This window comes from Blautia sp. OM06-15AC, from assembly GCF_003481425.1.
GTDB classification, from domain to species: Bacteria; Bacillota; Clostridia; order Lachnospirales; family Lachnospiraceae; genus Fusicatenibacter; species Fusicatenibacter saccharivorans.
The window spans coordinates 93,515-105,069 of record NZ_QULD01000003.1 but is presented as its reverse complement, the minus strand read 5'-3'; the positions used below and the strand labels follow the sequence as shown (position 1 = coordinate 105,069).

General features: G+C 49.9%; 11 protein-coding genes. 7 read left to right on the top strand and 4 right to left on the bottom strand.

The window, feature by feature from the left end; genetic code table 11:
* Entirely contained in the window at nt 1-894 is an 894-nt protein-coding gene (locus DXB83_RS05820; protein ID WP_226906352.1) for a polysaccharide deacetylase family protein, read from the bottom strand.
* A 136-nt stretch (nt 895-1,030) separates the two neighbouring features.
* Between DXB83_RS05820 and recQ the strand changes: the two genes are divergently transcribed.
* The 3 genes from recQ to DXB83_RS05805 all read left to right on the top strand — a co-directional run bounded on the left by recQ (nt 1,031) and on the right by DXB83_RS05805 (nt 4,276).
* Nucleotides 1,031-2,866, top strand: coding sequence for a DNA helicase RecQ (gene recQ, locus DXB83_RS05815; RefSeq protein ID WP_117509420.1), 1,836 nt, complete (start codon nt 1,031-1,033; stop codon nt 2,864-2,866).
* A 52-nt stretch (nt 2,867-2,918) separates the two neighbouring features.
* A complete protein-coding gene (locus DXB83_RS05810) occupies nt 2,919-3,800 on the top strand; it encodes a hypothetical protein (RefSeq protein WP_117509205.1) in 882 nt (293 codons plus the stop codon).
* Between the two features lie 137 nt (nt 3,801-3,937).
* Entirely contained in the window at nt 3,938-4,276 is a 339-nt protein-coding gene (locus DXB83_RS05805; protein WP_055227503.1) for a cyclic-di-AMP receptor, read from the top strand.
* A gap of 4 nt (nt 4,277-4,280) precedes the next feature.
* Here the strand turns inward: DXB83_RS05805 and DXB83_RS05800 are convergent, their stop codons facing one another.
* The 3 genes from DXB83_RS05800 to DXB83_RS05790 all read right to left on the bottom strand — a co-directional run bounded on the left by DXB83_RS05800 (nt 4,281) and on the right by DXB83_RS05790 (nt 7,388).
* The gene (locus DXB83_RS05800) at nt 4,281-5,048 is read right to left on the bottom strand and encodes a TIGR03915 family putative DNA repair protein (protein ID WP_117509204.1); all 768 of its coding nucleotides are present in this window, start codon (nt 5,046-5,048) and stop codon (nt 4,281-4,283) included.
* Between the two features lie 98 nt (nt 5,049-5,146).
* Entirely contained in the window at nt 5,147-6,586 is a 1,440-nt protein-coding gene (locus DXB83_RS05795) for a putative DNA modification/repair radical SAM protein (protein WP_117509203.1), read from the bottom strand.
* A gap of 322 nt (nt 6,587-6,908) precedes the next feature.
* On the bottom strand, nt 6,909-7,388 hold the full coding sequence (locus DXB83_RS05790) for a COG2426 family protein (RefSeq protein WP_117804390.1): 480 nt from the start codon (nt 7,386-7,388) through the stop codon (nt 6,909-6,911).
* A 278-nt stretch (nt 7,389-7,666) separates the two neighbouring features.
* Between DXB83_RS05790 and hisH the strand changes: the two genes are divergently transcribed.
* The 4 genes from hisH to DXB83_RS05770 are packed head-to-tail and all read left to right on the top strand — an operon-like array spanning nt 7,667 to nt 11,381.
* Nucleotides 7,667-8,284, top strand: coding sequence for an imidazole glycerol phosphate synthase subunit HisH (gene hisH, locus DXB83_RS05785; protein WP_117804391.1), 618 nt, complete (start codon nt 7,667-7,669; stop codon nt 8,282-8,284).
* Nucleotides 8,285-8,287: 3 nt separating this feature from the next.
* Nucleotides 8,288-9,049 (top strand): imidazole glycerol phosphate synthase subunit HisF, encoded by a 762-nt coding sequence (hisF, locus tag DXB83_RS05780; protein ID WP_117804392.1) that lies wholly within the window; start codon nt 8,288-8,290, stop codon nt 9,047-9,049.
* An 18-nt stretch (nt 9,050-9,067) separates the two neighbouring features.
* Entirely contained in the window at nt 9,068-9,763 is a 696-nt protein-coding gene (locus tag DXB83_RS05775; protein WP_055219339.1) for a uracil-DNA glycosylase, read from the top strand.
* The gene (locus DXB83_RS05770) at nt 9,756-11,381 is read left to right on the top strand and encodes a putative polysaccharide biosynthesis protein (RefSeq protein WP_117804393.1); all 1,626 of its coding nucleotides are present in this window, start codon (nt 9,756-9,758) and stop codon (nt 11,379-11,381) included. Before DXB83_RS05775 ends, DXB83_RS05770 begins: the two co-directional genes overlap by 8 nt.
* The last annotated feature ends 174 nt before the right edge of the window (nt 11,382-11,555 follow it).

Sequence of the window (11,555 nt, the reverse complement as noted above, 5' to 3'; positions counted from 1 at the left end):
TCAGGCAGATTTCGATGCGAGCTGATCGAGAGAGCCGAAAGAATATCCCATTTCTTCCCATTTCGTCAGCAGCTCATCGAGAATCTCCGCGTTGGTGGATGAGGTATTATGAAGCAGGACGATGGCACCGGGATGAATGCGTCCGGTCAACTTTTTGAAAGCCTCCTCGTGGGTCGGCTGCTGATCCTGGTACCAGTCTACATAGGCGAGACTCCAGAAAAACGTCTGGTATCCGAGGTCCTTTGCCATCTGCAGGTTCTGTGTGCTGTATTTTCCCTGCGGCGGCCGGTAAAATTTCACCATTTCCTGGCCGGTGGTTTCCTGATAAAGTGTGGAGACTCGGTTCAGTTCTTCTGAGAAGGCTTCCTGCGTGGAGATTTTGGACATATCCGGGTGCGACCAGGTGTGGTTTCCGACGATATGGCCTTCCGCTGCCATACGTTTGACAAGATCCGGCTGGTCGGAGAGAAAATTGCCGACGACAAAGAACGTTGCGGGAGCCTGATGCTTCTGGAGCGCATCAAGAATCGTTGGTGTGTTGCCGTTTTCATAGCCGCAGTCAAACGTCAGATAGATGATGTTTTCTTCCGGTGAAGCGGCAAACCAGGCGTTGTAGGCGGCAAGCTCTTCGGATGTAGCATTGCCGACGGGAGTCTTCCCTTTTTCCGGGAAGGAGAGCCCCCAGTTTTCGGCAGCAGAGGAGAGGACGGGCATCGAAACGGAAGAAACAGGTGTCTCCGGCGCAGCAGAGAGAAAAACTGGGGCTGCCTTTCGGAGCGCACGGCAGGTAAAGTGGGACAGAACAGAGCCAAAAAGAAAAGCGGAGCAGAAAAAAGCGGCGGCGATACCGGCTTTTTTCAGGATCCGGCGGGAAAGGGGTGAAAGAGAACGCATAAAATCCCCCTCCAGGACTTTTTGAGACAATATATGTATGGATGAAAGAAAACATGCGGCACACATCTGTTTGACTTTACCTGCAATCTATGTCACAATGGAGGTAGAGTGGATGGAAAGGGCAGAGAAAAACAAGATGACAAAATATGAGGTTTTAAAAAAGTACTTCGGTTACGATTCCTTCCGGGAGGGGCAGGAGATGCTGGTGGATGCGCTTCTGAACGGACAGGACGTGCTCGGCATCATGCCGACCGGAGCAGGAAAATCGCTGTGTTATCAGATTCCGGCGCTTCTGCTGCCAGGAATTACCCTGGTGGTATCACCGTTGATTTCTCTGATGAAGGATCAGGTATCGACCCTGAACCAGGCGGGGATTCACGCTGCGTTTCTGAACAGCTCCTTAAGTGCGGCGCAGTACCGGAAGGCACTCGGCTTTGCCATGGAGGGCCGGTACAAGATTATTTATGTCGCCCCGGAACGCCTTCTGACACCGGAATTTTTGTGCGCGGTGCAGTCGATGGAAATTTCGATGATTAGTGTTGATGAGGCACACTGTATTTCCCAGTGGGGTCAGGATTTCCGCCCAAGCTACCTGAAAATCACAGAGTTTGTCGAGCAGCTTCCCGCACGGCCGGTGATCGGTGCCTTTACGGCAACGGCAACAAAAGAGGTACGGGATGATATCGAAGCACTACTGTCTTTGCGTGATCCGGTACGTCTGGTCACAGGCTTTGACCGGAAAAATCTGAAATTTACGGTACAGCAGCCGAAAGATAAATTCGCAGCCGTGGAATCATTCCTTGCAGAGCACGAGGCGGACTGCGGAATTATTTACTGTCTGACCAGAAAAAATGTGGAGGAGGTCTGTGAGAAACTCGAGCAGAAAGGATATTCTGTCACAAGATACCATGCGGGTCTCTCTGACCTGGAACGGAAGGAAAACCAGGAAGATTTTATTTATGACCGGAAGCAGATCATGGTAGCGACAAACGCTTTTGGTATGGGAATCGATAAATCGAATGTGCGGTACGTCATCCATTATAATATGCCGAAAAACATGGAAAGCTATTATCAGGAGGCCGGACGAGCAGGCAGGGACGGCCTTCCGGCGGAATGTATTCTGCTGTACGCGGGACAGGACGTCATCACAAACCAGTTTTTTATCGAAAACATGGCGCAGGAGAGTGAGGATCCCGAGACGACAGCGCTGATCCGTCAGCGGGAGGAGGAACGGCTGAAGAAAATGACGTTTTACTGTTTCACCCATGAGTGCCTCAGAGATTATATCCTGAGGTATTTCGGGGAATACGGTTCCAATTACTGTGGAAACTGTTCCAACTGCCTCTCGGAATTTGAAACGGTGGATGTGACAGCGGCGGCAAAGGCAATCCTTGGCTGTGTGCGGGAATGCCGTCAGCGCTACGGCACGACGGTGATTCTCGATACCCTGCACGGTGCGAATACCGCGAAAATCCGCCAGTACCGCATGGATGAAAACTCCCATTACGGGGAACTGGCAAAAGAGCCGGTCTACCGGCTGCGGCAGATCTTAAATGAACTGCAGGTCCGGGAATATCTCTATGTAACGGCCGACACATACAGCATTGTGCGCCTGTTGCCAAAAGCGGCGGAGCTGCTGGATGAGGACGGCACGATGCTGATGAAGATGGCAAAAGAAGAAAAACGGATTCCGAAAGCCGCAAAAGAGAAGACAAAGACAAAAACCTCGGCAGCGGCAAAGGATCTTTCCAACGAGGAGGCCGCGGTATTCGAAAAACTGCGGGCACTCCGGATGGAGCTTGCAAAGGAGCATAAAGTGCCTCCGTATATTATCTTCTCGGATAAAACACTGATCCAGATGGCGATGGAGAAACCGTCCAACAAAGAGGAAATGCTGGCGGTCTCTGGTGTCGGCGAGAGCAAATTTGAAAAGTACGGGGAACCGTTTCTTGCATGTCTTGCAGAAAGATAAAACAAGTCGTGTAAAAAAAACGGGAAAACAACAGGAAAGGAAGAATACGCTTATGAAAAAAGAAAACGCAGTTATTTTTGGAGTGACCGGTGTTGTAGTTGCCGCCGTGCTGATTGGAGGCGGAATCTATATGAAAACGGAACGGGACCGAAATCTGAATGCAGATACAGCAAGTACTGCAGCGGACAGCAATAGGGCAGAAGAAGTACAGAAAGCCGTATTTCTTGCAGAAGATTCCGGGTTATGGTACCTGGGAGATCTGGAACACGGAAACATCTATGTGACACATACACCGTCCGACACACTTTACGATGAAAATGGAAATGCTATTGATCCGTCCGAGATCAAAAAAGGAGATTTTCTTCAAGTGGAGGGCGACGGTATTATGCTGAACTCCTATCCGGGACAATATCCGGGTATCAGCCGTATTATGAGAATCAGCGGCGGTACGGAGGCGGATGCAGAAAAATTCGATGAGGAACTTTCCCAGATTCTGCCGGAAAAGGATCCATCGGAAATTCCGTTTCTGAATCTGTGCTACACACAGCCAAATGCCCAGGTGACAGCTATGGCAACACAGGGAGGTTATACCTGGTCTTATGTTGATGAGGACGGCAATGGTCAGAACGTCGTTGCGGACAGTGCGTTCATTCTGGAATGGACGGAACTGAGTGATCTGCATACAGCAAATGACGAAGGAAAAACCGATCTGGAGCTTGTCTTCTCGGAGGAGCCGGATTCTGTCACAGCAGAAAGATGGCCGGCCGAAGACCGGGGGCAGAACTTTGGCAATGGTTACCCGGAGGGAGAAAGCGTTTCTGTGGAGCATGCGGAGAGCTGGAGCATTCCGGGAGCCGAGGCCGGCTACATCTACGAAGTGGACGCGGTATTCGAAAATGGAACCGTGTCATACGGATTTGAAGTGAAAAAGTAAAAAAAGACTTTCTTTTTCCGTGACATTATGCTATTTTTACTGTGAAAACAGAAAAATGCAATGTGCCATACGGCATAAGCAGCTGACTTTTCAAAAATCAGAATCCGTTTGACCGGAGGATGCGAGGAGGAATTTGTATGAAGTTAATTGTTGCTGTATTACGGAAAGAGGACGAGGCAGACACCATTGCCGAGTTGAACAAAAAAGGCTTTTTTGTGACGGAGCTTGCCACGACCGGCGGTTTCCTGAAGGAGAAGAACACAACACTGCTGATCGGAACCGATGATCATAAGCTCGACGCTGTGCTTGCGATCTTAAAACAGGAAGCAGGGCTTCGGAAAACAGTTACCTATGCGGCCACCCCGATGGAAAGCGGAAACTTCTGCCCGGGCGGAAATTACTCTGTTCCGATTGATACCCAGACAGGAGGCTGTACTGTGTTTGTGCTGAACATGGAACAGCTGGAAAAATTCTAAGACTCTAAAAATTTTTAAATTCCGGCATATGATCCCGGTAGTGGAGCGGCAGATGCGTACGCTGACAGTCGGGATTGGAACGCTCTTTGATGGCAATTGCGGTGAAAAATCCTTTCCAGAGTTCTTCGTAAGGGTCCGAAGTGGATTCCGTGAGGGAAAGGCGTTCTATTTCATCCGGAGAAAGACGGGTCAGATAAAAGGGCCGGTCAGCGGGATGCACGACGGCAAGCTGCCGGTTATCATCGAGAATCATCCAGTTTTCTGAGGGAAGCCGGTCAGAAAAATGGGGAGCGACCAGGGTCAGCACATTGGCTTTCGGGGAAATATGCGAGACCAGGATCGGAAAACCGGAGGAAATATTTGCAAAACGGATAAATTCCCGGAACGAATGCGCTTCATTTGTGACCTGACGGGAAACTTCAAAAGCGTGGAATACCGCCGGTTCCTGCAGCATATGCAGGGTATCCTTTCCATAGGAAAAGCCGTAGAGCAGAAAACGATAAATGATGTCGGGAGCGTCGCTTCTCTCGGACATTGCACAGAGATAGACGAGCCGCCAGGCTGCTGCGCCGATCTTCTTTTGAATGGATCGCGTGACGCTGGCGGCTTTTTCTGTGTCCGGCTCAACATGGCAGTAATCGCAGAACAGCTCCAGATTGCCGACTGGTTCCGTCATCAGCCGTACATTGCGGTAGCCGAGACGGGAATTCCAGGCTTCATAGATGCAGGTCAGGATCGACGCAAGATCCGGGCTGCAGGTGTAAACAGTCATAATAAAATCCTTTCTGAAATCAATTGATACAGACAACAGCCTTCTGCAAAAAGCGCAGATACAGCAAAAAGGCTTTTCCGTGAGAAGAACGCCCGGGATTATATATGCCCAGGTACGGCAGCATCAAACAGAGAAAGCTGCTGATACTGTTCCGGATGGGAAACCTCCCAGTTGGAGGCGGCTTCCTCTCCCGTGAGCTGCCGGGTCAGAAACTGCTGTTCCAGCCGCATGTGATACATCATTTTTCCCTCGCAGGTGATAAAATATTTGGCGCGTTTCAGCACCACACCGATCTTTTTCAGATGATCAAATGAAAGATGGGAGCTTCTGCGGCTCTTTACAATCCGCATGGCCGATTTCGGCCCGATGCCGGGAACGCGCAGAAGGTCGGCATACTCAGCCGTGTTGATCTCCACCGGAAACAGCTCCATATGGCGCAGCGCCCAGTCGCATTTCGGGTCGAGCTGTGCATGAAAGTTCGGGTGGGCTTCATCGAGCAGTTCATCCGCCTGAAAACCGTAGAAGCGGAGCAGCCAGTCTGCCTGATAAAGGCGGTGTTCCCGAAGAAGCGGCGGCTTGGTTTCACGTGAGGGCAGGGCGGAATCCTCGTTGACCGGAATGTAGGCGGAGTAAAAGACGCGCTTCAGGTCATACTGCTGGTAGAGAAGCTGTGAGGTGGAGAGAAGCTGGTAATCGTTTTCCTTTGTCGCACCGATGATCATCTGCGTGCTCTGGCCGGCAGGAACGAAGGGAGCAGAGCGTTCCTTTTCCGGCAGTGACCGCGCGGAGGAGGAAGAGATCCAGCCCAGATCGGCAGCGGAGGCGGAAATCTGCTTTCGTGTATCGAAAATGGAGTGGGAGAGATAGCGGTTTCCCGAGGAACGCTCTAAAAAAGCGCTTTTCCCTGCGGTCAGCCGGTAATCTACAATACCGGACTGGATCTGGCGCATGGGTTTTAAAATCGCTTTCTGTGTCTTCTGCGGGGCCAGTTTCTGCAGCCCTTCTCCGGTCGGGAGTTCCAGATTGACGCTCATGCGGTCGGCGAGATAGCCGGTCTTTTCGATCAGCTCGGCGGGTGCGCCCGGGATAGCTTTGACGTGGATGTAGCCGTTAAAGCGGTAACGATTACGTAAAAGATGCAGAGTGCGGTACATGAGCTCCATCGTATGGGCAGGATTTTTGCAGACGGCGGAACTTAAAAAGAGTCCCTCAATATAGTTTCGGCGATAAAATTCCGTGACGAGTGTACAGACCTCCTCCGGTGTAAACGTGGCGCGCTGCCGGTCATTCCCGGCGCGGTTGACGCAGTATTTACAGTCGTAGATACAGTCGTTGCTCTGCAGAATTTTCAACAGAGAGATACAGCGTCCGTCGGAAGAAAAGCTGTGGCAGATACCGCAGGAGACCGAATTGCCGAGATGTCCCTGTTTTCCGGCACGGTTCACACCGCTGGAAGTGCACGCAACGTCGTATTTGGCCGCGTCAGCGAGAAGATTCAGCTTCTCGGAGAGAGAAAGTGTTTGTGATGATAACTGCATGGCAGAAAAATTCCTTTCTATGTCCAAATGAATACGAATAAAAGTAAAACAATAAGATAACAGGTATTTTATAAAAAGAACAACTGTTCGATAAAAGAAGTGTAACACAAATCGAACGAATGTTCAAGAGGAAAAATGAAAATAGTACAAGAAAATACTGGAAGAAAAGAAACAGAATTCGATCCGGAAAAACGTGAACAGGAAACAGCAGGGAAAATTTCTGTTAGAAAAAAGTTATACAAAAACAGCCGCACAGATCGGAAAAACAAATCTGTGCGGCTGTAAGCCAAATTTTATGGAATTGAAACGGAAGCAGAGCCGTTTACGCCAAAAGCGCCCCAATTGCCCCGAATACGCCGGAACTTGCAAGCAGCATGATGACGCTTGCAAGGAGAACACCGCCCATGATGGCGAGAACGCTGGTCTTAAAGTCCATATCGAGGATACTTGCGGCCAGTGTGCCGGTCCATGCGCCGGTTCCCGGGAGCGGAATGCCGACGAAGAGCAGCAGGGCGAGCGGAAGTCCGCGGCCGGCTTTTGCTTTCAGTTTTTCCCCGCCTTTTTCGCCTTTTTCCAGACACCAGGTGAAGAACTTTCCGATATACTTTTTATCACATCCCCAGACAAGAACCTTTCGAGCGAACAGGAAAATAATCGGAACCGGAAGCATATTTCCGATGACGGCGATCAGATAGGCCGGAAGCGTCGGAATATGGAAAGCTACCGCGTACGGAATCGCACCACGCAGCTCGATGAGCGGAACCATGGAAATCAAAAATACAATCAGATATTTGGTAATCATATACACCTCTCGTTTTTTACAAAGTGTTATCGTTTCTTAGTGCAACGCTCTTATTGTAGCGTGATGCCCGTCATTTGTCCAGTATAAAAAGAAAGAAAAGAGCGGGAGTAAAAGAAATCTTAAGAATTTCTGTATTTTTGTATAATTTTATAACCTTCAAAATTTGAATTTTAGAAAACGGTATGTTAGAATGAAGTGTACTGTTTGCAAAAGAACAGCAGAGATGCCCCCAATGACAGGGGGCGTGGACTGAAATAACAAACGAGGAGGACCCACCTATGATTGCACTGATTGATTATGATGCCGGAAATATAAAAAGCGTGGAAAAAGCCTTTCAAAGCCTTGGAAAAGAGGTTGTACTGACCAGGGATCCAGACGTGTTAAAACGCGCAGATCACGTCGTTCTGCCGGGTGTCGGCAGCTTTGGAGATGCGATGGAAAATCTGAACCGCTATCATCTGGTGCCGGTTATTCATGAAATCGTAGAAAAAGGGACTCCGTTTCTTGGAATCTGTCTCGGGCTTCAGGTTCTGTTTGAACGCAGCGAAGAGAGTCCGGGTGTCGCAGGACTTGGATTGTTAAAAGGAGAGATTCTCCGGATTCCGGATAAAGAGGGCTTAAAAATTCCACACATGGGATGGAACTCCCTCCATTTACAGAAGGAAGGAAGATTATTCAAGGGCATCCCACAGGAATCATATGTTTACTTTGTCCATTCCTACTATCTGAAAGCAGAAGAGGAGGAAATTGTAAAAGCAACGACAGAGTACAGTACACACATCCATGCATCCGTGGAAAAAGGAAATCTGTTCGCCTGCCAGTTCCACCCGGAAAAGAGTTCAGATCTTGGACTTGCCATTCTGAAAAACTTTGCGGAAATTGGAGAGGAGGACTAAGCGATGTTTACAAAACGAATTATCCCATGCCTGGATGTAAAAAACGGAAGAGTCGTAAAAGGCGTTAATTTCGTCGATTTAAAAGATGCCGGAGACCCGGTGGAGATTGCAAAAGCGTACGACAAGGCAGGAGCCGATGAAGTTGTGTTCCTTGATATCACAGCCTCCTCCGACCAGAGAGGAACCGTTGTCGATATGGTGCGGAAGGTAGCGGCAAACGTTTTTATTCCGTTCACTGTCGGCGGAGGAATCCGCACTGTGGACGATTTCAAGATGCTGCTCCGAGAGGGGGCCGATAAAATTTCGATTAATTCCTCCGCGATCAACAATCCGCAGCTCATTGGCGATGCGGCGCAGAAATTTGGCAGCCAGTGCGTGGTCGTTGCGATCGATGCGAAGAAGAGAGCTGACGGAAGCGGCTGGAATATCTACAAAAACGGCGGCCGGATCGATGTCGGCATCGACGCCGTCGAGTGGGCGAAAAAAGCCGAGAGCCTCGGAGCCGGAGAAATTCTGCTCACCAGCATGGACTGCGACGGAACAAAGGCGGGATACGATATCGAGCTGACAAGAACGATCGCAGAGAGCGTCGGCATCCCGGTCATCGCATCCGGCGGCGCAGGAACGCTGGAGCATTTTTATGATGCCTTAACCGAAGGAAAAGCCGATGCAGCCCTCGCCGCATCCCTGTTCCACTACAAAGAACTGGAAATTCGTGAAGTCAAAGAATATCTGGCAGGCCGTAATGTGCCGGTCCGCCTGTAAAAGGAAGGAGAAAACGATATGCCGCCTCTTAGCGGAAGCTGGGCAAATGCCCTGAAGGGAGAATTCTCCAAAGACTACTATAAAAAACTGTTTCAGACGGTGGGTGCGGAGTATAAAACTCACACCATTTATCCACCGGCTGATGATATTTTCAATGCGTTCCACTTTACCCCGCTCGAGCAGGTAAAAGTGGTCATCCTGGGCCAGGATCCGTACCATGAGCCGGGACAGGCGCACGGGCTCTGCTTTTCTGTAAAACCGGAGGTAAGTATTCCGCCGTCCCTGGTCAACATTTACAAGGAACTTGAGGACGATCTGGGATGCTATATCCCGAACAACGGATATCTCGAAAAATGGGCACGGCAGGGTGTTTTAATGCTGAACACGGTGCTGACTGTACGTGCGCATCAGGCAAATTCCCACAAGGAAATCGGCTGGGAACAGTTTACCGATGCAGCGATCAAGGTACTCGCAGAGCAGGATCGACCGATGGTCTTTATCCTCTGGGGCCGTCCGGCGCAGCGGAAAAAAGAGATGATCCACAATCCAAAGCATCTGGTGCTGATGTCCGCTCATCCGAGTCCGCTCTCTGCATACCGTGGATTTTTCGGCAGCCATCCGTTTTCCAGAACAAACGAATATCTGGAAGAAAACGGTCTTGCGCCGATTGACTGGCAGATCGAAAATGTAATACGGGAGCAAAAGCATGAGTAAAAAGAAAAATACATTATTGAGAAATACTTCTATTTTAATGGCGGCAACGATTATCTCACGTGTGATCGGTCTTTTATACCGGTCACCGCTCGGCGAAACGATTGGAAATGAGGGACTTGGCTATTACAGTACGGCGAGTAATCTGTATACGATTCTGCTTCTGATCTCCTCCTATAGTATTCCGATGGCAGTGTCAAAAATCGTATCCGAACGTCTGGCATTAAAAGAGTACCGAAATGCACATCGCGTGTTCCACGGTGCCCTTCTTTACGCCGTGATCGTAGGTGGAGTTGCTGCACTGGTGGCATTCTTTGGCGGGAAATTCCTTCTGCCGTATAACCAGCAGAATGCACTCCTCGCCCTGCGTGTATTGGCGCCGACGATCTTTTTCTCGGCTGTTCTCGGCGTTCTGCGTGGCTATTTCCAGGCCCACAGCACGATGATGCCGACCTCAATTTCACAGATCATCGAGCAGGTATTCAACGCCGCATTCAGTATTGGCGCCGCCTGGTTCTTCATCCAGCAGTTCGCGACAAACGATACCGAACATGCCAAATTCGGTGCCGCCGGCGGAACCCTCGGAACAGGAGCCGGTGTCCTGGCAGGCCTTTGCTTTATGCTGATCGTTTACGGGGTAAATCGGAAAACGATTCTGCGAAAGGTGGCCAGAGATACACGTCACCGTGAAGAATCCTACCGTGAAATTTTTCAGGTACTTTTTCTGATGGTAACGCCGGTCATTTTCACGACATTCATTTACAACTGCAACGCTTACCTGGACAACTATCTGTTCTTTACCATCCTCGGATGGCACGGCGAAAACCAGAAAGCGCTGAACGCTGCATACGGCGAGTTTTCCAACTATTACGTTACGCTGATTAATGTTCCGCTTGCCATGGCGAGTGCATCCGCATCTGCGATGATGCCGGAGGTGTCTTCCTGTTATGCAACCGGTGACCTTGACGAGGCAAACGACAAAATTCTGGAAACGATCCGCCTGACCATGTTTATTTCCATTCCGGCTGCCGTCGGCCTTGGAGTCCTGGCATTCCCGATTACAGGCGTTTTGTTCCCGTCAAGTTCGAGCCTTTCCGGCAAACTGCTGATGATGGGTGCCGTATCGGTTGTCTTTTCTGCACTGTCTACCATTACCAACAGTGTCCTGCAGTCGATCGGGCAGCAGAAGAAAGCCTTGCACAATGCAGCAATTTCCCTTGGAATGGATCTCGTCGTCCTGGCGCTGATCCTTGCAGTTTTCCCAAAGACAAACATTTATGCCGTTGTCTTTGCAGGAATCCTGTTCTCCCTTAGCATGTGCGTATTGAATAACCTTTCGATCCGCAAACACCTGAATTTCCGCAATGAGTTCAAAAATACCTATGTAAAACCATTGATCGCAGCAGCTATTATGGGTGTTGTAACCTGGATTGTTTATTATGGTCTGTTCGCCATTACGAAGCGTCCATCGATCAGTATGCTGGCCGCAATTCTGATCGCAATCGTCGTATATCTGATTGCTTTTGTGGTTGTAACCGGTACGACGGAAGCAGAAATGCGCCGTATGCCGATGGGAACGAAGCTGGTAAAGGTTCTCCGCATCCTGCGGATTTACCGCTGAAAACAGAAGAGAAAATCCTGCTTTGCGGGATTCTCCGCCTGCGGCGGGCCGCTTTAGCGATAGAATTCCCCGCCGCCGCAGTGCGATCCTGCCCGGAGGGCTTATAACGGGGAATGTCAACGAAATTTCCTGTTATGTAAAAAAAGCTCCTGTCCGGAAAACAGAAAAAACTGT

Excerpts from the sequence above, each read along its gene's own strand:
- DXB83_RS05820 (WP_226906352.1), bottom strand. The coding sequence starts at position 894 with ATGCGTTCTCTTTCACCCCTTTCCCGCCGGATCCTGAAAAAAGCCGGT.
- recQ (WP_117509420.1), top strand. The coding sequence starts at position 1,031 with ATGACAAAATATGAGGTTTTAAAAAAGTACTTCGGTTACGATTCCTTC.
- DXB83_RS05810 (WP_117509205.1), top strand. The coding sequence starts at position 2,919 with ATGAAAAAAGAAAACGCAGTTATTTTTGGAGTGACCGGTGTTGTAGTT.
- DXB83_RS05805 (WP_055227503.1), top strand. The coding sequence starts at position 3,938 with ATGAAGTTAATTGTTGCTGTATTACGGAAAGAGGACGAGGCAGACACC.
- DXB83_RS05800 (WP_117509204.1), bottom strand. The coding sequence starts at position 5,048 with ATGACTGTTTACACCTGCAGCCCGGATCTTGCGTCGATCCTGACCTGC.
- DXB83_RS05795 (WP_117509203.1), bottom strand. The coding sequence starts at position 6,586 with ATGCAGTTATCATCACAAACACTTTCTCTCTCCGAGAAGCTGAATCTT.
- DXB83_RS05790 (WP_117804390.1), bottom strand. The coding sequence starts at position 7,388 with ATGATTACCAAATATCTGATTGTATTTTTGATTTCCATGGTTCCGCTC.
- hisH (WP_117804391.1), top strand. The coding sequence starts at position 7,667 with ATGATTGCACTGATTGATTATGATGCCGGAAATATAAAAAGCGTGGAA.
- hisF (WP_117804392.1), top strand. The coding sequence starts at position 8,288 with ATGTTTACAAAACGAATTATCCCATGCCTGGATGTAAAAAACGGAAGA.
- DXB83_RS05775 (WP_055219339.1), top strand. The coding sequence starts at position 9,068 with ATGCCGCCTCTTAGCGGAAGCTGGGCAAATGCCCTGAAGGGAGAATTC.
- DXB83_RS05770 (WP_117804393.1), top strand. The coding sequence starts at position 9,756 with ATGAGTAAAAAGAAAAATACATTATTGAGAAATACTTCTATTTTAATG.